This window comes from Paenibacillus sp. WLX2291, from assembly GCF_046603665.1.
Lineage (GTDB): Bacteria > Bacillota > Bacilli > Paenibacillales > Paenibacillaceae > Saccharibacillus.
Window position 1 is genome coordinate 2,182,703 of record NZ_CP176755.1, and the last position, 25,715, is coordinate 2,208,417.

General features: G+C 43.9%; 23 protein-coding genes. 20 read left to right on the top strand and 3 right to left on the bottom strand.

The annotated features are described in order from the left end of the window. Positions 1-5: 5 nt before the first annotated feature. The 5 genes from odhB (at position 6) to ACDE64_RS09480 (ending at position 6,075) form a co-directional block, all read left to right on the top strand. On the top strand, positions 6-1,286 hold the full coding sequence (gene odhB, locus ACDE64_RS09460; RefSeq protein WP_411349794.1) for a 2-oxoglutarate dehydrogenase complex dihydrolipoyllysine-residue succinyltransferase: 1,281 nt from the start codon (positions 6-8) through the stop codon (positions 1,284-1,286). A 102-nt stretch (positions 1,287-1,388) separates the two neighbouring features. Then, positions 1,389-1,934, top strand: coding sequence for a GNAT family N-acetyltransferase (locus tag ACDE64_RS09465; protein ID WP_411349795.1), 546 nt, complete (start codon positions 1,389-1,391; stop codon positions 1,932-1,934). A 452-nt stretch (positions 1,935-2,386) separates the two neighbouring features. Then, positions 2,387-3,835 (top strand): sugar porter family MFS transporter, encoded by a 1,449-nt coding sequence (locus ACDE64_RS09470; protein WP_411349796.1) that lies wholly within the window; start codon positions 2,387-2,389, stop codon positions 3,833-3,835. 369 nt (positions 3,836-4,204) lie between these two features. Further along, positions 4,205-5,164: an aldo/keto reductase gene (locus tag ACDE64_RS09475; RefSeq protein WP_411349798.1), complete on the top strand. Its 960-nt coding sequence runs from the start codon at positions 4,205-4,207 to the stop codon at positions 5,162-5,164. Positions 5,165-5,592: 428 nt separating this feature from the next. Beyond that, on the top strand, positions 5,593-6,075 hold the full coding sequence (locus ACDE64_RS09480) for a hypothetical protein (RefSeq protein WP_411346220.1): 483 nt from the start codon (positions 5,593-5,595) through the stop codon (positions 6,073-6,075). A 126-nt stretch (positions 6,076-6,201) separates the two neighbouring features. On the opposite strand, the gene ACDE64_RS09485 is transcribed toward ACDE64_RS09480, so the two are convergent. Beyond that, positions 6,202-6,687, bottom strand: a complete 486-nt coding sequence (locus tag ACDE64_RS09485) for a CYTH domain-containing protein (RefSeq protein ID WP_411349799.1) — start codon at positions 6,685-6,687, stop codon at positions 6,202-6,204. Between the two features lie 169 nt (positions 6,688-6,856). Between ACDE64_RS09485 and ACDE64_RS09490 the strand changes: the two genes are divergently transcribed. The 8 genes from ACDE64_RS09490 (at position 6,857) to ACDE64_RS09525 (ending at position 14,927) form a co-directional block, all read left to right on the top strand. Continuing rightward, positions 6,857-7,318, top strand: coding sequence for a DIP1984 family protein (locus tag ACDE64_RS09490; protein WP_411349800.1), 462 nt, complete (start codon positions 6,857-6,859; stop codon positions 7,316-7,318). A 296-nt stretch (positions 7,319-7,614) separates the two neighbouring features. Further along, positions 7,615-8,178 carry a nitroreductase gene (locus tag ACDE64_RS09495; protein ID WP_411349801.1) on the top strand — a complete coding sequence of 188 codons (564 nt, stop codon included), beginning with the start codon at positions 7,615-7,617 and terminating at the stop codon, positions 8,176-8,178. Between the two features lie 253 nt (positions 8,179-8,431). After that, entirely contained in the window at positions 8,432-8,770 is a 339-nt protein-coding gene (locus tag ACDE64_RS09500; RefSeq protein WP_411349802.1) for a TIGR04104 family putative zinc finger protein, read from the top strand. Positions 8,771-9,046: 276 nt separating this feature from the next. Continuing rightward, positions 9,047-10,756, top strand: a complete 1,710-nt coding sequence (rlmD, locus tag ACDE64_RS09505; RefSeq protein ID WP_411349803.1) for a 23S rRNA (uracil(1939)-C(5))-methyltransferase RlmD — start codon at positions 9,047-9,049, stop codon at positions 10,754-10,756. A gap of 444 nt (positions 10,757-11,200) precedes the next feature. Next, the gene (locus ACDE64_RS09510) at positions 11,201-11,641 is read left to right on the top strand and encodes a DUF4365 domain-containing protein (protein ID WP_411349804.1); all 441 of its coding nucleotides are present in this window, start codon (positions 11,201-11,203) and stop codon (positions 11,639-11,641) included. A gap of 30 nt (positions 11,642-11,671) precedes the next feature. Next, entirely contained in the window at positions 11,672-12,469 is a 798-nt protein-coding gene (locus tag ACDE64_RS09515; RefSeq protein ID WP_411349805.1) for a hypothetical protein, read from the top strand. Between the two features lie 811 nt (positions 12,470-13,280). After that, positions 13,281-13,988 carry a CPCC family cysteine-rich protein gene (locus ACDE64_RS09520; protein ID WP_411349806.1) on the top strand — a complete coding sequence of 236 codons (708 nt, stop codon included), beginning with the start codon at positions 13,281-13,283 and terminating at the stop codon, positions 13,986-13,988. A gap of 81 nt (positions 13,989-14,069) precedes the next feature. Further along, positions 14,070-14,927 carry a copper amine oxidase N-terminal domain-containing protein gene (locus tag ACDE64_RS09525; RefSeq protein ID WP_411349807.1) on the top strand — a complete coding sequence of 286 codons (858 nt, stop codon included), beginning with the start codon at positions 14,070-14,072 and terminating at the stop codon, positions 14,925-14,927. A gap of 119 nt (positions 14,928-15,046) precedes the next feature. Here ACDE64_RS09525 and ACDE64_RS09530 read toward each other — a convergent pair whose 3' ends face one another. After that, positions 15,047-15,973 (bottom strand): GNAT family N-acetyltransferase, encoded by a 927-nt coding sequence (locus ACDE64_RS09530; RefSeq protein ID WP_411349808.1) that lies wholly within the window; start codon positions 15,971-15,973, stop codon positions 15,047-15,049. A 271-nt stretch (positions 15,974-16,244) separates the two neighbouring features. Here ACDE64_RS09530 and ACDE64_RS09535 point away from each other — a divergent pair, with 271 nt between their 5' ends. The 5 genes from ACDE64_RS09535 (at position 16,245) to ACDE64_RS09555 (ending at position 21,774) form a co-directional block, all read left to right on the top strand. Next, positions 16,245-16,952 (top strand): metallophosphoesterase, encoded by a 708-nt coding sequence (locus ACDE64_RS09535; protein ID WP_411349809.1) that lies wholly within the window; start codon positions 16,245-16,247, stop codon positions 16,950-16,952. A gap of 623 nt (positions 16,953-17,575) precedes the next feature. Next, positions 17,576-18,775, top strand: coding sequence for a saccharopine dehydrogenase family protein (locus tag ACDE64_RS09540; protein ID WP_411346233.1), 1,200 nt, complete (start codon positions 17,576-17,578; stop codon positions 18,773-18,775). A 21-nt stretch (positions 18,776-18,796) separates the two neighbouring features. After that, positions 18,797-19,948 (top strand): carboxynorspermidine decarboxylase, encoded by a 1,152-nt coding sequence (gene nspC / locus ACDE64_RS09545; protein ID WP_411349810.1) that lies wholly within the window; start codon positions 18,797-18,799, stop codon positions 19,946-19,948. 382 nt (positions 19,949-20,330) lie between these two features. After that, positions 20,331-20,987, top strand: coding sequence for an RNA polymerase sigma factor (locus ACDE64_RS09550; RefSeq protein ID WP_411349811.1), 657 nt, complete (start codon positions 20,331-20,333; stop codon positions 20,985-20,987). Beyond that, the gene (locus ACDE64_RS09555) at positions 20,977-21,774 is read left to right on the top strand and encodes a DUF4367 domain-containing protein (protein WP_411349813.1); all 798 of its coding nucleotides are present in this window, start codon (positions 20,977-20,979) and stop codon (positions 21,772-21,774) included. The genes ACDE64_RS09550 and ACDE64_RS09555 overlap by 11 nt, the downstream gene beginning before the upstream one ends. Positions 21,775-21,937: 163 nt before the next feature. On the opposite strand, the gene ACDE64_RS09560 is transcribed toward ACDE64_RS09555, so the two are convergent. Next, the gene (locus ACDE64_RS09560; RefSeq protein ID WP_411346237.1) at positions 21,938-22,462 is read right to left on the bottom strand and encodes a pyridoxamine 5'-phosphate oxidase family protein; all 525 of its coding nucleotides are present in this window, start codon (positions 22,460-22,462) and stop codon (positions 21,938-21,940) included. 345 nt (positions 22,463-22,807) lie between these two features. Between ACDE64_RS09560 and ACDE64_RS09565 the strand changes: the two genes are divergently transcribed. Continuing rightward, positions 22,808-24,400 carry a glycosyltransferase family 39 protein gene (locus ACDE64_RS09565; protein WP_411349814.1) on the top strand — a complete coding sequence of 531 codons (1,593 nt, stop codon included), beginning with the start codon at positions 22,808-22,810 and terminating at the stop codon, positions 24,398-24,400. Beyond that, positions 24,397-25,464 carry a hypothetical protein gene (locus ACDE64_RS09570; protein WP_411349815.1) on the top strand — a complete coding sequence of 356 codons (1,068 nt, stop codon included), beginning with the start codon at positions 24,397-24,399 and terminating at the stop codon, positions 25,462-25,464. The genes ACDE64_RS09565 and ACDE64_RS09570 overlap by 4 nt, the downstream gene beginning before the upstream one ends. The last annotated feature ends 251 nt before the right edge of the window (positions 25,465-25,715 follow it).

Sequence of the window (25,715 nt, forward strand, 5' to 3'; positions counted from 1 at the left end):
CAGCTGTGAGTGAAATTAAAGTACCGGAAATGGGCGAATCAATCACCGAAGGAACCGTATCAAAATGGGTTGTGAAAGAAGGGGATACGGTCAGCCAGGGCGATGTTCTGTTGGAACTGGAAACGGACAAAGTCAATCTGGAAATCAGTGCCGAAGAAGATGGTGTGATTGAATCGATCACACGTCAGGAAGGCGATACCGTTCAAGTCGGCGAATCAGTCGGCGTGATCGGCGCGGGTACAGGCGCTCCTAAAGCACCGGCGGCAGCACCAGAAGCGCCACCAGCCAAACCGGAAGCACCTGCTGCACCAGCTAACGAGCAAGCTCGCGAGTCCAAAACAGATTTGGCGGCAGCAGCGGCGGCGGGCAAACCGGACAGCGATACGATTGCTACACCGGCAGCACGCAAGCTGGCACGTGAGCGCGGCATCGATCTGAATGCGGTACAGGGCAATGACCCAATCGGACGTGTGAAGCATGATGATGTACGCAAGCATGACGACAAGCCAACGAACCTCGGTGCGCCGCCAAGCAAACCAGCTCCACCAGCGCCAAAAGCACCAGCAGCGGATAGCAATCCGGCGAAACCAGCAGATGTCGTACCGATGTCGCGTCGTCGTCGCACGATTGCGAACCGTCTCGTAGAAGCACAGCACAATGCTGCGATGTTGACCACATTTAACGAAGTGGACATGACTGCCATTCTCGATGTGCGCAAACGCCGCAAAGACAAATTCAAAGAAAAACATGATGTCGGTCTCGGCTTTATGTCCTTCTTTACCAAAGCAGTTGTCGGTGCGCTGAAAGCTTATCCGATGGTTAACTCCGAAATCAATGGTGAAGATGTTATTATCAAAAAATACTATGATATCGGTATTGCCGTATCTGCGAAGGAAGGTCTGGTTGTACCAGTCGTTCGCGATGCAGATCGTCTGGGCTTCGCCGGTATTGAAAAAGAAATCGCCAGCCTCGCATCCAAAGCGCGCAATAACAGCCTGGCATTGTCCGAGCTGCAAGGCGGTACCTTTACGATCACTAACGGTGGTGTATTCGGTTCCCTGCTGTCCACGCCAATCTTGAACGCGCCACAGGTCGGTATTCTGGGTATGCACAAAATCCAGCTTCGTCCGATTGCGATTGACGAGACACGTATGGAAAACCGTCCGATGATGTATATCGCGCTATCGTATGATCACCGGATCATCGATGGTAGTGAAGCGGTAAGCTTCCTGGTAAAAGTAAAAGAATTGCTGGAAGATCCAGAAACACTGTTGATCGAAGGCTAATGGAGCATATGGCAACATAACATCCCTATGATCTACAAAAGAGCTTCCTCCATTGGGGAAGCTCTTTTTGTTCCTATATCGATGGAAACGAGGAATTCTACTATGCTGATTAGCGAGCAAGTATACGATATCAAAGGATTAAATTATGTCATTCGTTGCGCCCAACCGGATGATGCAGATCATCTGGCAGAAGTGCGTCTACAAATTGATGGAGAAACAGAAAACATGGATCGTCGCCGTGGCGAAGCCTACATGGACCCAGGTGGCTTCGCTGCCTTGATCCAAAGCGATCAGGACAATCCCACCAATCTGTTTCTAGTGGCAGAAGCGAATGAACGGATTGTTGGCTACTCTCGTTGCGAGGGAAGCCCGCTTAGCCGAATGGCACATAAGGTGGAATTTGGCGTTGGTGTGATTCGCGATTACTGGGGACATGGAATCGGTAGACAACTGTTAGATCGTTCAGTAGCCTGGTCCGATGAAGCGGGTATTCAAAAGATGACGCTGCATGTGATCGAAACAAATGTAAAAGCAATCGATATGTACAAAAAAGTAGGCTTTGAGATTGAAGGTGTATTAAAGCGGGATCGCTTGCTAACGGATGGGAATTATTACAACACCATTGTAATGGGACGTTTTAGATTGTAATCCTAGGGCTGGTTACGTTGCACCCAAAGAATTGAATATACAAGAAGAAGTAAATATACAAGTAGCCGCATGATACATTCATGCGGCTACTTGTATATGAGCAGGTAGTACGAAATGCGAAGACGGCAAGCAAGGTATGATTAGAACTATGCTAGACTGGTTATATTTACACATAGATGATTGCTGATGAGTATATTTGAAATGATATAATGGGTAAATCTATCATCACATAATCAAAATATATTCATTTGCACGAAAAAGCAGTTTGGCGGAAGATCCATCAGTTGTTGGGAGAATAGATTCGATAGAACAAGTATAACTATCTATTCAGACAATTGACGAGCAACCGCTAATGTTTTTATACTTCCACTGACAGGCTAATGCAGCGCTTGACGTCTTCAATTGTTGTTGTCGTTGCCATGTTGGTACATACAGAAAACAGGAGTGGTTTGATGAGTACGATTCAAAATGAACAAAACGATGAAGCAAGTCGCAAGGCATTTCTACGCAAAGTTATTCTCATTTCCACACTTGGCGGTTTGTTGTTTGGTTACGATACAGGCGTGATCAATGGTGCACTTCCGTTCATGTCTGCCAAAGATCAGCTAAACCTGACATCGTTAACGGAAGGGATGGTAACAAGTTCTCTGCTGTTAGGGGCTGCATTCGGCGCTGTATTTGGTGGTCGACTTGCGGATGCGATTGGTCGCAGACAAAGTATTCGCTATCTGGCTGTATTATTTTTCTGTGCAACCATTGGATCGGCGCTAGCGCCCAATGTACCGATTATGGTCGTCTGTCGCTTGATTCTCGGTCTGGCTGTTGGTGGTGCATCGGTTACCGTACCGTCGTATCTGGCGGAGATTGCTCCTGCGAGTCAACGCGGGGGTATCGTCACACGGAATGAGCTGATGATTGTTAGCGGTCAGCTGCTCGCTTTTATCTTCAATGCTATTCTCGGCACTACACTTGGTCACAATGGTCATATCTGGCGTTATATGCTGGCGATGGCGGCAATTCCAGCAGTATTCCTGTTTATCGGTATGTTCCGTGTACCGGAAAGCCCGCGCTGGCTTGTTACGCAGGATGAACATAAACGTGCATTTGGGATTTTGAAACGGATGCGGAGTATCAAACAGGCAAAACGCGAATTGAACGAAATCAAAACCAATGCAGAAGCGCAAGAAGAGACAGAACAGGCAAGTTTCCGCGATCTGGCTACGCCATGGATTCGCCGGATCGTCCTGATTGGTATCGGAATCGGGGTTGTACAACAGATTACAGGTGTAAACTCCATCATGTATTATGGTACAGAGATTTTACGTGAGTCCGGTTTCGGAACCAATGCGGCGCTTATCGGGAATATCGCGAATGGCGTCATCTCGGTGGCAGCAACTTTCTTGGGCATGTGGCTTGTCGGTCGTGTCGGTCGTCGTCCGATGCTGATTACAGGTCTTGCCGGTACGACTACAGCATTGCTGTTGATCGCGATCTTTTCCAACATGCTGGCTGGTACAGCGGCTCTGCCATACGTCATTCTAGGATTGACCGTCACATTCCTCGCCTTCCAACAAGGTGCAGTATCGCCAGTAACTTGGTTGATGTTGTCTGAAGTATTCCCGCAACGTTTACGCGGCTTCGGTATGGGAATCAGTGTATTTTGTAGCTGGATGGTTAACTTTTCGGTTGGATTGCTGTTCCCGATCTTGACAGGTAGTATTGGACTATCATGGACATTTTATGTGTTTGTGGTGCTCGGTATAGGTGCTCTCGGCTTTATTATCAAGTTCCTACCTGAAACGAGAGGGCTGACACTGGAGCAAGTGGAACAGAAATTCCGTTCATTTGGCAAAGATGTAGATGCTTCAGTTACAGATACGTCAGGCGGTAATCCTGCGTGAAAAAGGTAAATGTATCAGATTCGAAAAGATAAGGCGTAACAGATTAATAACAGCTTATTGTGACTTATATTGGAGTAAAGGTATATACCGAATAGATACGTGCTCATATTAGCACATAATCGAAAAGGAATAATCGCTATGTCCTCACAGCATAGTGGATTGTTCCTTTTTGATATGTTTAGCGAAAAAGTAACAAGGGTATTAAAAGTTACAGCTTGCGTAGCGTTTATCCATTAAGATATCTGATCCGTTTCCGAATGTACGCGTTCAACTTCATCATAATGAAACAGGAATCATAGCGCGGATCATGCAATGATAGACGACGTAAGTCAAACTATATCGTGCACGACGGAAAGGAGATTGTACAGAATGAGACAGCAAGTACGTATTGGCACCACAGATCTGCTCGTAACACCGATTGGACTTGGAACAAATAAGGTTGGCGGTCATAATCTGTTCCCCAACCTGAATGACGAAGATGGTAAACATATCGTTCGTGAAGCGCTGGATCTGGGAATTAACTTCCTAGATACTGCTTATATTTATGGTCCTGAGCATTCGGAGCGCTTGATTGGCGAAGTACTTAAGGAAACCGGCAAGCGTGACAGTGTTGTACTCGCAACCAAAGGTGCGCATAAGATCGGCGAAGATGGTCAGACGACAATTGATAATTCGCCCGCATTTCTGCGTTCACAGGTGGAGAACAGTTTGAAGCGTCTGCAAACCGATCATATTGATCTCTATTATATTCATTTCCCAGATGAGCACACGCCAAAAGACGAAGCCATCGGCGAATTAAAAAAGCTAAAAGACGAGGGCAAAATCCGCTCTATCGGCGTATCGAACTTCTCCTTGGAACAGCTCAAAGAAGCGAATATTCATGGCGATGTAGATGTGCTGCAATCCAATTACAATTTGCTGGAACGCGAAGTAGAGCAGGAATACTTCCCATATCTGATCGAAAACAAAATATCATTTGTTCCTTACTTCCCATTGGCATCTGGTCTGCTAGGTGGTAAATATAACAAGGATACGCAGCTAAGCGATAGTCAGAAGAAAAAGCCGCTGTTCAAAGACGGCAATTATGAGAAGAACTTAGCCAAAATCGAGCATCTGCATCAGATTGCCAAAGAGCTGAATACCGAAGTAGCCAATGTGGTACTCGCCTGGTATCTAACTCGTGCACCGATTGATGTCGTCATTCCAGGTACCAAAGATACACGTCAACTGCATAACAACCTGAAGACACTGGATGTGCAATTATCTCCGCAACACATTCAACATATTGACGAAGTATTCGCACTACAGCAACAGGGTGCAAGCAAGTAATATGCGTTTAGATTAAAGACGAAATTGTTCGCATTTGTAGCCATCGACTCACCAATCAGATCAATGCGCTTCCCTATGCAAATGACTACGAGCGATAGGAATATTGGAGTCGGCGAAGAACCTTAACAGGTTCCGCCGACTTTTCCTGTGTCTATTTTGGCTCTTTTCAAACGATCCATTGCTATATTTAAAGTTTCATTAAATGAAAAATTCACAATAAGAACATGCTCGTACTTTGTTCTCTTATTCGAATCTCACTTTACGAACAGTTATAATGAGAAAAGCGATAATTAGCAATTCGACATAGATTTCTAATAGCTGATTTGTTTCGTTATACCGTAGGCGTACTTTGTATGTACATAATGAATGTTCTCATCATGAAGAAGCAATGTATTCCATTCTGAATCCACTGACAGACAGGAGATTATATGATGACACGAAGACCGGATTTTGATAATGATAATAACGAAGATGTTCCCGATCCCATGCAGCAACAACCTGACGGTGCGCGCCGTCAAGGGTTGGCAGCTATGCCACCACCGCAACTACAACATGAACTCGATGGCGAGCAAGGATCGTTTATTTTAAAATTACGAGTCGATCTATGCTGGGAACCGCAGCATGTACTGACATTGCTGAAGCAAATGTACGAATATATCATCTCTGTTGAAAATGCCGCTCAATTGAATCGCAAGACAGCGGGCGAACTATGGTTCGTCATTCATTTTATTCAAAATTGGTCATCCCATGAAGCATTCCGACATGCGAATCCGTATCCAGACGATTACTATCGCGATGTGTATGAACTACTATTCATGCTGGGCGATTGGTATTTTACCGGTGAATGTCCGTATACGAATCCCGGCTCCATGCTGGACGAGATTCGCAGTCTGGAACAAGGGAATGGATAATACTTTTGCAAGGTTAAGATGGTTACTGCATGATAGTGATTGCAGTAGCCATCTTTTGGATTAGCAATAGTGGAACCAATAATGAATATATTGCTTGAGGTAATGATGATAGATGTTCAACTACACTTAGTTGTGGTGCTGTTGAATCTGTTCCCATAGCTGACTGTTTACATATTGCGATTGCCCGGTAACATCTTCGCCAAACCAGTCAGGTGCGGTGTAGGCATGAAATTGCTCTTCACTGTCAAATTCAATCTCAATAGTAATAAGCCCTTGCTGCACGGTATTGTGGTAAAGATCCAGATCGTACGCATGACCATCCCATTTTACTTTATGCCGTGTTTTCTTCAAGGGAATGACGTGTAAGCGTGAAGTCAATTGCTCGTACAGTTCGCTGCCGATCTGAAATTCCGTTTCATCGCGGGAGATGCCGGAACCTGCTTTATGAGTCATGGTAAAGGTTTCTTCGCCGTTACTGAGCAGTCGGCGCACACGCAGCGATTCGTTCTCGGTAGAAGCAAGATACGTCTGATCAATCTCCTGTGTACGTGTAATGGTTAGATCATCTGGATAGCCGGTAAGTAGATATTTGCGTTCAATTTCCTTAGCCATAGTCAACATAAACCTCCTGTAAAGTGAAAATGAAATTGCTAGCATACGTGGTGCGATTGCAGAGAATCGTATTCACTGATTTGCAATGTACCATTAGGTGTAACTATAATACTATACAATTCTAACTTTGCCGAATAATGAATATACATATAAGGATGAGGTGATTCGCTTGAGATTGGCAGAAGCATTGATTGTACGATCTGATATACAGAAACGTGTAGAACAGGTCAGATCGCGATTAAATTTGAATGCAAAGATTCAAGAGGGCGAACAACCTGCGGAGCAGCCAGCTGAACTGCTGCGTGAATTGCAGGAACTGCTAAATCAGCTCGGTTCGTTGATTCGTCGGATCAATCGAACGAATGCACAGACGGCGTTTGACGATCAACGCACACTAGCAGATGCGCTGACAGACCGAGATATATTATCCTTGCATCGTAATGCGCTATCGGAGCTGATCCAGTCGGCGAGTGTACGGCAGGATCGGTTTACACGTTCTGAGATCAAATTCCTTTCTACGGTCGATATTGCTGCGCTTCAGCGACAAGTCGATCAACTTGCCAAAGACTATCGTCAACTGGATACACGCGTGCAGGAGTTGAACTGGTTAACTGATGTGTTAGAGGAATAATCGATCTCTTCCGTAAGCAGGTAGCGACCCACAATGAAGCGAGCACGAACCGCCAACTGGTCAAGTTGGAACTTGAAGGGGGATGCGGGGCAGTCCCGGGGTGCAAATCCTCATGTACAACTAAGCCTTGTAAAGTGACAAGCGTACACATCACACATACGATTTACTACCGTGTGCTGGTCATTGGGATCGTGAGGGCGGGTTTGGGGTTTTACGGAAGATTAGAGATTTGTTCGCAATTGGTGTACAATACATAATAGGTATTCATTGAGAATGATTATCAAGGAGGAATATCCATGTCTATATCTGAAACAATTCGTAATCGTCGCTCGGTTGGTAAAGTGAAACCCGATGCAATTCCACATGAGCAGATCAAACAGATTCTGGAAGCAGGCATCTGGGCACCGAATCATCGTTTGACGGAACCTTGGAAGTTTTTCGTATTGGAAGGAGACGGTCGGTATAAACTGGGCGATGCTCTTGCTAATGTCGCTCGTGCTCAAGGTGCAGACGACGAGAAAGCCGCTTCTGCTCGCAGCAAAGTAGAGCGTGCGCCGATCATTATCGCTGTAGCTGTAGAGCCAGTCGATAACGCCAAGATTATTGAACTGGAAGAATACGGTGCCGTCTTTGCAGCGATTCAGAATATGCTGCTAGAGATTCACGAGCTGGGTCTTGGCGCTGTATGGAGAAGTGGTGAGCCTTGTTATCACCAAGAAATGAATAAAGCTTTCGGTCTGAGCGAAACAGGCAAAATGCTGGGCTTTATTTACCTAGGCGTACCGGAACGTACTGATCTGACTAGTAAACGTACACCATTTGCCGAGAAAACCGAATGGATTAGCGAATATAACGGTTAATTTCAAGCATGAGGGTATAGAAAAAAGTACAATTCCACAATCATATTAAATGTAAATTAAAACTTATCTACAATAGGCAGTCACCTACAATGGTGGCTGCCTGTTTTTTCAAAGAAATAGTTTGAAAGAGTTATGGTAATCAAGCTTCTAGGTACACGTTTTATACATACATACATACATACGACCTTTCTAAGCGTGCAAGTATATACGATACACCCATCTATGGTAAAATATAGATGAAGGGAGGGGTTACATGACATTTCATCTACCAACATGCCCGAACTGCCATCATCAGTATACATGGAAAGAATCTTGGAAGCTGGCATATGACGAAGGACCGTTGGATCGACCTGTCTACACACGAATGTGTCTGAAATGCTATGCCGATCTGTATCCGACTAGCAAAGCACGAACACGTGTATTTGTGATTGCGATAAGTATACAATTCCTACTCTTCTTTATTCTACTCATCTGTCATGCGTCGAATGCCATCTTATTGTCTTTGCCCATCATTTATGGCATCACAGTGTATACGATTCGTCCGTTTACTTACCGGTATCAGCAATACGACGAACCATTGTTCCGACTGTAAATGTAATGCTATGTAGCCAGACTCATATAGCGGTAGGCAAGTCTCTAATCAATCCAGATCAATTTGCCAACGAGTTCATACTAACCAGCTATGATTGTACTGCGTATACATACGTTCATAAGAATCCACATGGAACCAAGTAACGGGAAACAGAGCAAATAGCGATTGTAGCTATTCTATTCCATCCGAATAATAATCTCTGGTTAACCCGCGCCGCCGTTTATGGTAAGATGGGACACGACAATATTCCATGAAACGGAACGGAGAATTAGCATCATGACAGATAAACAGCGCTCCAGCAAAGGGAGCCTTAACTATAAACCACAATCTCAATCGCCCGCACAGAGCAAATCTCGTAAACCCAACCCATCGTCCGGAAGCAATCCCAACTCCAAAGCGGTGCATTCCACCAATCGCTCTAACACCAATGCACCGCGTTCGGAAAAAAGTACATCCCAGTCCCGCCAACCTTCTGGTAGCGGTAAGCCTAAGTCACAACTGTTTACCAAAAAGAAGCCAAACCATAAACCAGCTGACAGCAACCAGCGACAACCAAGTACATTTACGCAGTCTAAAAATAAATCTGCTCATAAGCCAGTTAACCGCGACAATGCCGAGGAACTACGCGCTGGCGACAAAATCGTAGTTACGATCAAGCGTCTTGGTATCAATGGCGAAGGCGTAGGCTATTACCGCCGCAAAGCAGTCTTTATCGAAGGTGCACTGCCAGATGAAGTGATCAAAGCGAGCGTTACCGAAACGCAGCCCAAATTCATCAAAGCGACGGTTACTGGCATCGAGAAAAGATCCAAACAACGCGTCGAGCCACCATGCCCGGTGTTTAACGTATGTGGCGGTTGTCAGATTCAGCATTTGTCCTATGAAGGTCAGTTGCAGGCAAAGACGGATATTGTACGCGAAGCGTTTAACCGCTATACCGAACTCGGTCAGGTGAAAATCAAGCCTATGCTTGGTATGGAGCATCCGTGGGCATACCGCAACAAAGCGCAGCTGCAAACTGGACGTGACAAGCAGGAGCATGTGATTGCAGGGCTGTACGAAATGAACAGCCACGATATCGTCGACATCAGCGGCTGCCCTATCCAGCATCCGAAAGTGAATAGTACAATCGAAACAGTCAAAGCTGCCCTGGAAGAACTACAAATCCCTCTGCACAAAGACAGTGGTGCACGCGATGGCGTTCGTACAATTGTGGTACGGTATGGATTTCAATCCAATCAACTGCAAATTACATTGATTACGACTAGCACGCGTCTACCGCGTCAGGATGATCTGATTCGTAACCTGCGTCTGGCATTGCCGGAAGTGACTGGAATCTCGATCAACGTCAACAACAAGAAAACGTCGCTGATCTTCGGCGATCATACCGCCACATTGTGGGGTCAGGATACGATGTTAGAATCGCTCGGCGATCTGGAATTTGCCCTGTCACCGCGAGCCTTTTTCCAATTGAATCCACAGCAGACAGTAAAATTGTATGAATCTGTTCGCGCTGCTGCTGGACTAACAGGCAAAGAAACGGTAATCGATGCTTACTGTGGTACGGGCACGATTGGACTGTGGCTTGCTCCATATGCGAAGGAAGTGCACGGTATCGAAACGATTGCCGAAGCTGTCGAGGATGCAAGGCAAAATGCCAGTCGCAACGGACGCGACAATGCTACCTTCCATGTTGGTAAAGCGGAAGAACTGCTGCCGCGTTGGGTGAAAAAAGGACTGACTCCTGACGTCATCATCGCCGATCCGCCGCGGACAGGTCTGGATCGTCAGTTTTTGGATACGGTGCTGAAAACGAAGCCGAAGCGGATGGTGTATGTATCATGTAATCCATCAACACTGGCAAAGGATTGCAAAGTGCTGCTGGATGGTGGGTATGAGATTCAGTGGGTACAGCCGGTGGATATGTTCCCACAGACAAGTCATGTGGAGGTCGTAGTAAGACTTGAAAGAAAAGATACAGCTTAATAAATTGTATCTTTTCTTTCAAAGTGGGAACTTGCAATTAATCTTTTCATATATACTGTATGACGTCTTCCAGTTTCAGGTACTACAGAGTTGTCTATCTTTAACATATAAAGCTATATTGATTAGTTAGCACCTAGTCGTGAGAGGTATGTTAGTCGAAATTGATAGTTTTTTTCAACAAGTTATAGTTTATGGTAGGAAGTGTAATCGATTCGAGTTGAAGAAGATGTATTACGATACATTGCAACAAGTCGAAGATATCAAGGAACTAGCTGAAGTATTTTGTAATCTTTATGAGTTTGAGATAATTCCCTATGCTGAAGAAATGAAAATAGATTTTGTTATCGACACTGATACTAGCAAAATTTATTCTCCTATATATTAAAAATGAAAACATATGGATTAAACAGAGAAAATTGTCAACTGTAAAGAGGTGACAGAGTAGTGCGTTCAAAGTTTGACTCCAAGCAAAGGTTTGAGTATTTATCTAAGGTATTTATTGAAAAAGTAATTATTTCCAATGGGTGGAAATATAGAACGCAAGAAAAAGATAATGATATTGATGGCGAGATTGAATTTTTTACTAATGAATTTGAAACTACAGCTAAGATAATTAAGGTACAGCTAAAGGCAACAAGTGAACTAAACTATAAGGAAGATTCTATTGTTTTTGATTGTCCTATCAAGTTTTTGAACTTTTGCGATGTATGTGATTTTCCGGTCATCTTAGTAGTTTACGGTGTTTCTGAGGAAAAAGCCTATTGGATGTGGGCTCAGAAATACATTTTTCAGGAATTGGATAACAAGGATATCGACTGGAGAAAAAACACGTCGACAATAAGAATCAAAATACCAATTCAAAATGAGGTTAAAGAGGATTCTTAATTTTACAATGCAATAGAGAGCATCTCAAAAGTGGGCGTCAATGAATTACAGCAATGGAGAAAGCAAGAAACAAGTGAATACTATTTCACCATATTGGAAGAAAAAGATATCTCGACTGGTACGAAAAGAAGGGTTAGTGCAAAAGTTTATGTTGAACGTTCATTTGCGAGTTCGAAAGATTCTTTAGTTGAACTTATCAAAAAGATAAATGAGAAAGTGAAAAACAATAATTACTTTAAAAAAGTCTTAGAGTTAGGGAGCGAGACAAGTAAACCTGAATATGTATGGCTTTATTTTTATGATGATTTAATTCAAAATGAGTTTGGCTTACCTATTTGTCGCAGTGAGTGGATAAACAGCAATGTAACAAACGAACCAATTCTTTTAAAGGAGTTTGACCAATATATTGAAAGTCATAACATAAGAATCAAATGGGAAGATAACTATAGACCTCTGCATGAGTATCTTTTGCTAAACTCTATTTCCAAGAATGATTACTTGAAAGAAATCAAAATATTACTTGATTTTGCTAAATATGAGTTGGAAAATTTGACAAAACTTTTTAATAAAGATGATAAATTAGAATTTCATGCACATCTTATTTCAAAGAGGAAAGACTATAGAACAAATTTCCTTTTAATGAGTGATATTTTACCGCCTTATGAATGTCATAAACTAAATAGAGTTCTGTATGATGCTCTTACAGATATGGATAACTTAGCAATAGCGAAAGAACAAGGAAACGAATATTATTTATACACACAGTTCGTCAAGAAGTTTCCAGTCCATTTAGCGATAATTCAATACGAATTAGAAAAGATAATCTAATAATATCAAAAGTGAACAAATGTTATTCCACTATTTAATGGTACCCTCTATTATCGTCCTCTTCCCTTTTATCGATTACAGTAGCGCAATCCGCCCTGGTATGCTCGGTTGTTGCTAGCAGCAATGATGAAGGTTTATTACAGTTGGGATGAGCAGATGAAGAAGCTACAAGAACCGTATTATCTGAAAATATGGCTGTATGCGCCTCATTTTATCAACTTGCAAATTGTAGTGGCTTGTCGGGATCAATTGCATTTTTACGATTACACATTTGAAAAGGCTCTTTACTCTATAAATGCGATAGCTGGAATAGATAATTGCAAGATCAGTATATCGATAAGATAACATTCGGTACGTTCAGCAGTCGTGTGATCTGAATCCCAAATCGTTTCAAAATCTATATCTTTCGCGACCGTGTAATGTTGAGCGCTAGCGCGAGATTGACTTCCGCAATGAATGCAGTGTCTTCCTGATCGATATCAGTGCGGATTCTCGAGTAAGGAGCTACATTAGGAACAGTAACCTTTGTCATATCAAAGCAGATCGTACATTGGATTGTGAATATTCAAGCGGTATGCAATCGTATCGCCAAGCGCGTCTTTTGTTGTAAATCGTCTTTATACGCATCTACATAATCGGCATGCTAATCGCTGTATTGGACGAAGCATCTAACATTTGGTGATTTTTAAAATATCATATGAAAATTTAATAAATATGTATAGTAGACTGGTATAGATATAGAAAGCAGGAACAAAATGGTTTATGTTTAGTTGAAAACAGTCTGCTTTGTAAAACGAAAGGAGTCTGCGATATGGAACGATATAACTGTCCATGCTGTGGATATCCAACATTGGATGAGCCAAAGAGCTGGGATATTTGCTATTTATGCGATTGGGAAGATGATGGTCAGGATGATTATAATGCTGATCAGATCAAAGGAGGTCCGAACGGCGATTATTCATTGACAGAAGCTCGTAGAAATTTCAAAAAATATTATATAATGTATCGTCATCACGAGTCCAAGTTGCCTGACGATCCGCAGGATATAGCAAAAGTGGTTTCATTAAAACAAATGCTTATGAAGAAAATGGATCAGTTGAATAATGTAAGCGACACAGAGGATCGTTGGAATCGCATTATTTTACTTGAAGATAGATTGGCTATGCTTGTTCATGAACAGATGGAACGTCGTAGTAGAAACATAGAGCAGAATCACAAAGCCATCCAAATGATTCAATCAAACGATCCAGAGCAGATCGTAAACGGATTACTTGCGCTGTCCATGAATGCGCACGATGGAGCATTTGCACAACAATATATGCTTCAATATTCGCAACATGATAATGAAAATGTGCGTGGTATAGCGATTCTTGGCTTGGGACATATTGCGCGTATTCATGGTACGCTTGATCAAGCACGAGTACTGCCTATTATTGAAAAAGCATTGCAAGATACAAGCGAATTCGTACGCGGTCATGCAGATTCAGCGATAGACGATATTTCTCATTTTTTAAAATAATTAACTAATAAGAAACATTTTACATTTATATACGTCTGTTATTGTGCAACTACATACTACAGTAGCAGAGGAGTTATACGGATGAATAAACAGATATGTGCTATCTTTTTCATTATGTTGTTAAGTCTAGTATCTTCGATCCCAGCGCAAGCAGCTACGACCGCGCCTCATCTTCGGATTGATGGTATCGACGTAACAGCAACCGTCAAGCCAGAAATGAAAAACAATCATATGATGGTGCCACTGCGTGTTGTTAGTGAAAGTCTCGGCGCAACTGCACAACAGACGAAGAATGGTATTCAGATCATACAAGATGACAAGCAGATTATGTTGCAACCCGGCAATACGAAAGCAGTTCAAAACGGTAAAATGATCAAGCTAGACGCCAAGCCCTACATTAGCAAAGGAGTGACCTATGTTCCCTTGCGATTCGTTGCAGAGACGATGGGTGCTACAGTCGGTTATAGCCGTAACATCATCACGATCGACAGTCAACCACTGTGGATCGGTAGCGCCAAAATCAAAGCTACCCAATACGAATATCATATGACGATGGGCGGAGTTGTAGAGCAAGTATACGGTAATGCTTACAATACACAACTGTATCACATTCTGACTTCCAATAAAGGCAAGCAGGTGCAAGCACCGGAGCATTTCTCTTGGCAGTATACACTTGATATTCCGGGTTCGTACTCGAAGAATGCCCAATATGAATTTCTGGATACAAAAGGCAAGACAATTGCTCAATATGATACGTATAATCTCGTGTCGAATATAGAAAATGATTCATCGAAAAACCTTCCTGCTAGCCTACTTCATGATGTGACAGCCAACCGCTGGTATATGACAAAGCAAGACATTACGAAATTGACTACGATTCAATTGGATCGTGCTTGGAAGAATGGGTTTATCGTCGTGATTAGCGACACTGTAGTATAATAGCAGTAATACGCTAACATGAAAGTGTGAAAGCTAGCATAAAATATGAAGCAAATAGCCCCTTTTCCATCCCGGAAAGGGGCTGTTTAAATTGGTGTTATGCATAATCATTATTAATATCAGTCTAGTAGTATGCCATAGCGAACTTCTTCCTTTTCTATCTCGAATCCGGCAGATTGATACAAGGACAACGCATTGGTATTATTCGTAAGCACAGTCAGAGTGGCAGCAGACAGATGATGATGCTGAATATAATGAAGTGCCTGTGTCAACAGATAACGGGCAATGCCGCGTTTACGCCAGTTGGGATGCACCCAGACATCTTCGATCACGCCTTCATCATCTTCCTTCCATACCATAAGCCCGCCGATCGGTTGCCCCTGATGACGCACAACCATGCTTGTCCACAGCGGTTGTTGCTGATTTTCATTCAATTGCTCCAACCCAATTGGTGCTTCTGGCCAGATGCTCTTATCAATCTCCAAATACTGTTGCTGTTCTGACAGTGTTGATATCGACCAGTGCTGAAATTCCAGTTCTTCTGGCAACAAAACGTCAGGCAGCGGACTTACAAAATGATGAATCATATGAAACTGGCTATTCAAATAACGATACTGCTTGTTTTGAAAAAACGCGTTATTTTCTGTCTCGGTTGCATAATTACCGATGCACAGCATAGTCGGGTATGTAGTGGGTAGTGTAGCTTTTAATTGCTTGGCTCTTGCTAAAAGGGATAGATATAACGGATTTAGTAACTCATCATGCGATTGGCATTCTACAACCGTTTTAAGGTTCAGATAGATCGCATGATAATGCTCACTAACAAAGCCAGAAGTGATGGTGCTTACGATGTCGACTTGACCTTTGGCGAGCATTTTCCCGTTGGCAAACGCGCCGTACACATTGCTCCAGTTGGCAGGTTCACCAACCCACCAGAATACCGTATCTTCGCATTGCATGATATTCTCATACAATTCGCCGAGTAAAGGTAGATCCGATTGTTGAAACGGTCGAACAATTAGTTCTTCATACGTTGTTGTATTCAATCCAAAACCCCTTTCAAAAGTATACGGATAGTGTAATGGAAATAAATAAAAGATGCAATCGTTTCCAAAAATGGAATGAATTCCATTTCAGAAGGAGTAGATGCTCTTGACTAAATCTTCTTGCTATCTTGCTGCAAGGATGAATGTGTAGCTTATATTGTGGTATACTGGATATTCTATCCAGTACATAAAGTGGTTTGTATATGATTGTTACTGAACGATGAATTTAAAGAAAAGAATGAGTTTGCACGATGTAGAAGGGAGCGTGATCATGGACTATTTTATGACCGATATTCATGGTGATTATACCGCTATGATTGCACTGCTGGAGCAGCCTGATCTGAATTGGGGACATGACAAGCTAGTGCTGGGCGGAGATATGATCAATCGTGGTCCACAGAGTGCGGATGTGCTTCAGTATACGTATCAGCTGCAACAACAGTACCCTCAGCAGATCACGGTTCTGTGCGGCAATCACGAGCAAATGTTGTTGGATTATTACCGTCATGATGATCCTTTTTGGTTACGGTTTGGTGGTAAGGAAACGTTAAAAGACTTACAAGAGAAATATGATTCCGCCTATATCCTACAACTGGTGGATTGGTTGGAACAGCTACCGATTGTGCATGAGGATGAGCAGTACGTGTATACGCATTCGGGCTTGGATATACAGCGAACGCTGGATCAGCAGACACGCGAGATTTTATGGATGACAGAAGCCGATTTGTATCAATGTGATGCAGCAGCATTATTGCAACTGACAGGCAATCGTCCGATTGTGCATGGGCATACACCAGTGGAACGTATTTATTTTGATTCTGTGCGACTGAACTGTGATCTAGGCAGCCAGACATATCCGATTGTAGAAGCACGCGGTGTAGCGCTGGTGAATCTAACACATATGAATTATCAAGTGTATCGTCCATTTTCGGGCAAAGTTGAGCAGCATCGCATTCTGCATTATGACAGTAGTAGGTAAGCGTACCAATCTACTGATATGAATATATGGAACGAATAATAGAATGAAATGGAGAGAAGTGTCAGGAAATAGATCTGTTTATTTTACAAAATTGATATTCTGATCAAGACAGCGATGATTTTCGCTTAATATTTATCCGGTAAAATGAATAAATAGAGAAATAGTTATCCTCTTATCGTTACTAATTGTAAGCAAATTATGGATCTATTATAGATTTTGATCTGCTATAAATGAGACATACTCCTAAGTTATATGCTCAAGGATGGTTATTCTATTCAATGGAAAATCAACTGTAAATCAGTGTGTTTGAATATCATGTATAAATATTCATTTTTTAAAATCAAATAGATAACAAATCAAAATGTACCCACACCATTTACTGTACTAAAGCTTGCAAAACACAGCATTCACGCGCATTTCAGAGGATTAGTAAGAAAATATGGACTAAAATCTAGCGAATAACGGAATTTGTCGATTTTTATTGATTTACTGCGATCAGTTATGTATAATCAACGTTGGCGTTTTTGATTGGCAGGTGAGACTTTGTACCTGCCCATCTCGTTGATCAGGCGTAACCCTGATGATTCAAGCAAAACGAAACGGACTTTAAGGAGGTCAATATTTTGGGAAAAGCGTTAATTATCGGCGCCGGCGGCGTAGCTAGTGTGGTCGTGCACAAATGTGTTCAGAATCCAGATGTATTCGAGGAAATCTGCATCGCAAGCCGTACAGTTGAAAAATGTGAAGCTTTGAAAAATAAATTGGACGGAGGGAAGACCAAGATTAGTACCGCGCAGCTGGACGCCGACAACACGGATGAAATCATCGCTCTGATCGAGAACTTCCGTCCAGACGTTGTTATCAACGTTGCGCTTCCGTACCAGGATTTGACCATTATGGACGCATGTCTTGCGACCAAGACTCACTACCTGGATACAGCAAACTACGAACCGCCTGAAACGGCAAAATTCGAGTACAGCTGGCAGTGGGCTTATAAACAGAAATTTGAAGAAGCTGGCATTATGGCTCTGCTGGGCTGCGGCTTTGACCCAGGTGTAACTGGCGTATTCTCCGCATATGCTGTCAAACACTATTTCGATGAGATTCACACAATCGATATTGTGGATGCCAATGCTGGCGACCACGGGTATCCATTTGCAACCAACTTTAACCCGGAGATCAACATCCGCGAAATTACTGCCAACGGTCGTTACTACGAAAATGGCGAATGGATCGAGACACCTCCACTGTCGGAGAAAAAAGTATACGATCTGCCGGAGATCGGTCCAAAAGACATCTACCTGCTGTATCATGAAGAGCTGGAGTCCCTGGCGAAAAACATCCCTGGCATCAAAAAAATCCGCTTCTGGATGACGTTCTCGCAAAACTACCTGACTCATCTGAAAGTACTGGAAAATGTCGGCATGACTGCAATTGAGCCGATCAACTTTGAAGGTAAAGAAATCATTCCACTGCAATTCCTGAAAGCGATTCTGCCTGACCCGGCATCGCTCGGACCAAGAACCAAAGGTAAAACGAACATTGGGATCATCGCTCAAGGCACCAAAAACGGCGAAGAGAAAACATACTATGTGTACAACGTATGTGATCACCAAGAGTGTTATCGCGAAGTTGGTTCGCAGGCAATCTCTTACACAACTGGCGTTCCAGCTATGATCGGCGCAATGCTGATGATGAAGGGGGAATGGATGAAACCGGGCGTGTACAACGTAGAGGAAATGAACCCGGATCCATTCATGGAGCAATTGAACAAACAAGGGCTGCCTTGGCAAGAAGATTTCTCGCCAACGCTGCTTGACTAAGGTCAGGGTAAGGATACGTAAATGACTGATAACCTGAAACCAATCGACTATAGCGCGGTTCCCTCTCCAAGCTATGTCGTGGACGAGCGTCTGCTTGTCAAAAACTTGGAAATTCTCGATTCTGTTCAGCAGCGCACAGGCGCACACATCCTGCTTGCCCAGAAGGGCTTCTCGATGCATGCTCTGTATCCGCTCGTTGGTCAATATTTGAAAGGTGTAACGTCCAGTTCTCTGTTCGAGGCACGCCTCGGTTATGAGAAAATGGGCAAGGAAACGCATGTGTACGCACCGGCTTATGTCGATGCCGAATTCGAAGAGATCATGACATACAGCGATCATATCGTATTCAACTCGTTCTCCCAATGGCACCGTTTCAAGGATCGCGTACAACATGCAGATAAACAGATCAGCTGCGGAATCCGCATCAATCCAGAGTATTCCGAGATTGAAGTGCCGCTGTACGATCCGTGCTATAACAACTCTCGTATGGGTACTACACTGGACAATTTCCATCCAGATGATCTGGACGGTATTGACGGTCTGCATTTCCATACGATGTGCGAACAGGATTCCGACACATTGGAGCGTACGCTGCAAGTGGTGGAAGAGAAGTTCGGCAAATATATGCATAATATGAAATGGGTGAACTTCGGCGGTGGACATCATATTACCCGTGAGGGCTATGATCTGGATACACTGTGCCGCTGCATCATGCATATCAAAGAAACGTACAATGTGGAAGTATACTTGGAGCCGGGCGAAGCAATTGCGCTGAATGCCGGGTATCTCGTAGCGACTGTACTGGATACGATGAAGAACGGAATGGATATCGCGATTCTCGATACATCTGCTGAATGCCACATGCCTGACGTGCTGGCAATGCCATATCGTCCGCATATTATTGGCTCCGGCAAAGCAGGCGAGCATCCATATACGTATCGTTTGGGCGGTCTGACCTGTCTAGCAGGCGACATCATCGGTGACTATTCGTTTCCTGAGCCATTACAGCCGGGTGATCGTCTCGTGTTTACTGATATGGCGATCTACAGCATGGTCAAAAACCATATGTTCAACGGTGTCAATCTGCCGTCCATCGTTAGTTATAACGATGAAGAAGGTATCCGCGTGATCCGCGAATTCAAATTCGAAGATTTCAGTGGTCGTCTGTCCTAAGACGAAACCTTTGTATCTAATCATGAACGATATCATCGTTAAGACAACACAACTATAAAATATCGCAATAACAGATATACCCGCAGTATCGCCGTATGGCATATTGCATACAAAGCGAAAGGCTTACTGCACCAGACGGTGGAGATAGCCTTTCGCTTTTTTTATGCCTTATCAAACATTGCCGCCGACTTGCAACAATAGGCAGGCTGAAGGTGTGTATATAACAGGAGTGTATTTGGCTATCATCCCTGTACACTTGCTTTGGGATGAAGTGGATGGCAAGTTAGGACGACTGACAACAAATCCTTCTCTTTGCAAAAAACGGGGATATGTTATGCTAATAAATAACAATGGATGCGAAACGCTGGGAGGTCTTGATTTGTTGAGTACAATACAGATAATGGAGAACCGGATGCAGAATGGATTGCGTTATATGCAGTCACTGATCATATGGCTGACAGGCATACTGCGTCTGTCCATTCGCACAGAAGAGCAGCCAACGGAGGTACTGGATCTCGATAGGCTAGCTATAGTAAACGCAGAGCAGGAGCGAGAGCTGGCAAATCAGCGCGCAGAGCAGATGCTGGAGCAGTATGGGAATTCGATTTTGCGGCTGGCATATTCGTATATGCACAGTCTGTCAGATGCGGAAGATGTACTACAGGATACGCTAATTCAGTATATGCGCTCGGCACCGTCATCGTTTAATGGAGCTTCTCATGAGAAGGCGTGGCTATTACGTGTAGCGATCAATCAATGCAAAAATCGACTGCGCTACAATCAACGTCGTCAGACGACAGAGCTGGACGAAGGGCTCATTGCCGACGAGGAAGAGGATTTGCGTTTTGTATGGGAGGCAGTCACCCGGTTGCCGCAGATGTATAGCGAAGTCATGCATCTGTTTTATGAGGAGGGCTACCCGACCGCCAAGATTGCAGAGATTCTGGGCAAAAAGGAAACGACGATTCGCTCCTTGTTGCACCGGGCACGGGAGAAGCTCAAGCTCGTTTTGAAGGAGGAATACGATTTTGCCGACTAAATACAACAGATTGATGAGCAGAGTAGAAGTAACACCGGATATGCATGAACGCATCATGAATACTATTCGCAAAGCGGATCTGCATACAACAGACAAACCGGCGCGGCCCAATCGTTGGCTGGCGCGTTATCGTAAATATGCGTTTGCAGCGGCAACATTGTTAGTGCTGCTGGGCGGTGTGCTGATCGCCTACCAGAATCAAAATCAAAATCACCAGAGCGAGACGACTCCGTCCGTTGCGACGATGAATCCTGCCGATCCGCCTACTGGTGCAGAGGGACCGATGGCGCCGCAGAACGATATGCGGGTTGAGAGTAAGCGCGGAAACGTAGAAGGTGATAAAGATGCTTCCTCACGTATGCCTATAGAAGGCACGGATGAGCCGCAAATGAATACATTTGATGCCAGTGCTGTGCAGACGCTACAACAGCTGCAAGACACGGTAGGATTTAACGTGAAAACAGTACAAGCATTGCCGTTCAAAGGTGAGCAGCCGATGTATACAGCAATCGGCGGAACTCTTGCTCAGATTCAATATACCGGTAATGACGGCACTGATATGCTGACTTTCCGTATGTCGGCAGATTCTGGCGATAACAGCGGTGATTATACGAATTATGCTGACGTTCGCACTATAGAGATCAATGGATATGATGTCATTCTTAAAGGCAGCAATGCCAAATATCAACTCGCTTCATGGCAGCAGGATGGCTACTCCTATTCGATTAAGCTGATCAATGGTGTGACTGAACAGCAAATGCAGAACATGATCCAATCGGTACAATGATGTGCTGATATCCAATCAAGCTTATATAGAATGAATGAATGAATGGATGAAAAATAAGAACGAATCAAGTGTCAGCTGAAATGTGTATAGACGCAAAACACAATAAAGCCGGAGCATCCCGTAAATGGGTAGCTCCGGCTTTTTCTACTTCTATTATTGTGAATTACAAACGTTCCGTTTGCGGCGGTTGTGTCAGATCTACGGTTTCGTTCAAACCGGGTTCTGAACGTGGATCGGAATGTTTGCCGACTGCTTTTTTGAGCAGATGGGAGATCATTTTGGTGGCACTGCCGCTTTCCCAATATTCGGCAGTTTCGGTATGAATTTTGATCAATACCAGATTTGGATCGTCATAGGACACATCCAGAATCGTTTCATACAGCTTGTTCCACAATTCCTTTTTTCGTTCCAGATCTTCGACGAACTCGGCTTTCCCGCTGATCGATACATAGGATTTGCCGGCGTATGCCAGATTCACACGCGGATCAGCGAGCAGTTCGCTATATTTAGCAGTATCTTTCTTCGATAAGAACCACAGATCACCGTCAAACTCGATATCCTGCGTCTTCATCGGACGCGATACAAGTCGATCACCGGAGATCGTTGTTAACATTGCGGTTTCGATATCTTTTATCAAATCTCGGACTGTCTCTACTGCTTCGGCATGCGTTGTCGCTTGATGAGCCATAATAGAAAACCACCCTTCGTAGTATAAAGTATCGTATTTGCATCAATCTGTACTCCATTAAACGTTAAACCGGGTCATTAAAACATCATGTGCTTTTATACGAGCATTTAAAGAAGCATGTAAAGAAGATATGCAGGATATTAAATTTTTATGCTTTCCTTTATGAATTTTCAGCAATTTTTCATGTTCAGCATTTATAATGGGTCTGCGATAGGTCAAATCGAACGATAGAGATAGATTGATCTGCCCCGTTCACCACATCATGGACGAATTACGCATCATCTTTGCATCGGAACAAGGGATACAGCGGACAAGACACATATATCACCGCAAAGGGGTTTTTGCATGCCGACGTTTATTCAGAGGTTTTGTTATGGATTACTTATTTTCTTTGTAGCGCTGTTTATCGTATCGTGCTTTTTTGTACGTGCGGAATATATTTATGCGGTGTATGCGGATAATCCGTTGCTGGAGAGTCAGCGACTGTACATTTTCATACCGCTTATTATCGTTATGCTGCTGCTAAGTGTCGTATTGTATCGACTTTGTTTGAAGCTGAACGCCTATCGTGCGCGGAATGTCATCCCGCTCGTGCTGATCGGGTCATTTGTACTTCAACTGGCGATCATCTTTATTTTCCCTCGTCAGCCGACTGATGATTCTCAGACGGTGCTTGGACTGGCGATGAATATGTTGTACAACGGCGATTATTCCACGTTTGAATCTGGTGGGTATCTGCATATGTTCCCATTTAACTATTCGATTGTGCTGTATTTGGAAGCATTGCTAGCGATCTTCCCCGATAATTATCTGGTGATCAAAATCTTCAATATTCTGTTTATGCTGCTGACGACGCTAATGATCTACCTGATCTACAAGCAGATCAATCCGGGTATGCAGCGTAGAGATTACGGTGTTCTCGTATTCGCTGCGACTTTTATTCCGGCGCTATTTATGAACAATTTGATCTATAACGATGTGATTGGTACAGCGCTGCTGACGACAGCATTTTATTTTGGTATCAAATGTATTAAGCAGCACCATATTCGCGATATTATCATTACGGCTGTGCTGCTGGCAGTGGGGAACTATTTCCGCAGCATCGGTATTATTTTCTTGCTGGCAATTGCCATTACGATGTTGCTGAGATTGCGCAGTATCGGTGTGAAAAAAGTGATTTTGTCCATTGGCATTATGGGTGTATTGTTTAGCACACCAGCGCTTGCGCAAAATGCCTTACTGCAAGCAACCGGCAAAGTGGAAAGCTCTGTTACTACGAATTCGGCACCGATATACATGTGGCTGAATATGGGCATCAATCTGGAGCGCTTCGGCTTCTGGGACAATATGGAGAGCTACCAGATTTACCAGCGTCCGGCGAATTACAACAAGGCAGAGAGCAGTGAACTGTTCAAGCAGTCGATTGAGCAGAAGCTGTCTGATGCGAGCTTTGGCGAATTAACGGCGATGTATTATAAAAAGTTGATCTGGACTTGGACGGAAGGTACGTATCAGCTGGAACGCTACGGCATCGGTAGCGATAATAGCGCTTCTGGCGGACAGCGAAATATGGGCATCATGGGCAGCTATAGTTATACCAATGCTGTAACGGAACTGTTTGCCGGTAATTCCGCATATCGTACAGGAACACTGTGGATTGCTTATACGATCAGCTTCCTAATGTACTGCTTTGCACTGGTACGTCTGATTGGCAGCTTCCGTGCCAAACGATACGAAGAAGTGACGCTTGTGCTGGTGCTGCTGGGCTTTATCGGATTTTACCTATTATGGGAAATCAAATCTCGGTATCTGTTCCCGGTATATCCATTGCTGATTCTGCTGTCGTATATGGGCTTCCGCGATGTATACAGTTGGGCGCAAAACAAGCAAAGTCTCAAATGGCTGACCGGTGGAAACAAACAGGGAGGTGAAGCATGATGAACAACAAGCTAGCACAGACTACAACGCAACATCATTCATCCTCACCACATAGGAAAAAGAAACGCGGCAAAACAGCATATGCAGCATCAATGATGACTGTACTGTTAGGCAGTGCATTCATGCTCAGTGCCTGTAACCCGATTACATCACAAAATATTAGCATGAACGCTTCCGCAGGCTCAGGTGCTGGTGCCGGTATGATGGGCGGTGGTATGGATGGTGGACGAAATGGCGGGATGCGTGGCATGATGAATGCCGACGTCATTGGCAGAGTCGTGTCTGTCAGCGATAGTACGATCAAGGTTGAACTGATGGAATCGACGCGTACTAACAATCGCAATGGTAGAGGCAATACGGGTAGCACATCTAGCTCCTCTTCTAGCACAAGCACCGACACATCCAATGGCAGCGCCACTGGCAATAGTACAGGAAATGCAGCGACTCCTGGCGCAGATAACTCGACCAGTACTGGTGGAGCCGCGACTGGGAATACTGGTAACGGCACTGGTGGCGGTACGACGCAAGGCGGCAACAGCGCGCCAGGCGGTGCAGGTGCCCCGGCTGGAAGTGGCAATGCAGCAGGGCAAGGCATGGGTGGTGGCTCACGTTCCGGCGGCTTCGGTAGTACAAGTGCTTCCGACTATACGACCACTGGCGAACAGCAGACGATCAAGTTAGCGGAAGGTGTGGACATTTCCGAAATCACTAGTCTCTTTCAACAGGGGAATACTGGTGGCGGTGGTTTTGGTGGCAATGCAGCAGGAGGGATGAATGGTACTTCGACTGGGGCTACAGGCAGTACAAGTACTGGCACTGGTCAACCCCCTGGTAACACTGGCGGTACTTCCACAAGTACAGGAACGGGTACAAGTACTGGAACAGGGAATGGTAATGCAGCCGGTACAGGAAATGCAGCAGGCGGATCGACAGGGATGACTGGTGCTGCCAACAGCAATTCCGAGATGAAAGCTTCCGATCTGAAGGTTGGCGATATCGTTATGATTTGGTACAAAGAAGATACAGAAACGGCAAAGCGAATCGTAATCGTGCCGACTGAATAGTAATATATAGCAAAGCAGCAGACGAGTAATAACGTCTGCTGCTTTTTTCATTCAAGTAAATATCGTATAGATAATAGTAAAATTCCAAAACTGAAAATCAGGATATATAGTTTGATGTATGGTTGAGATGTATAGTTGAAAAGATAGAAGTAACACATATTGCATACAGAATAAATAAAGCGCTTTACATCTCGATGTCACAATTCGTTCAAAAAGTCCGTTTGCAATGGACATATTCTGTGCTGGAAATA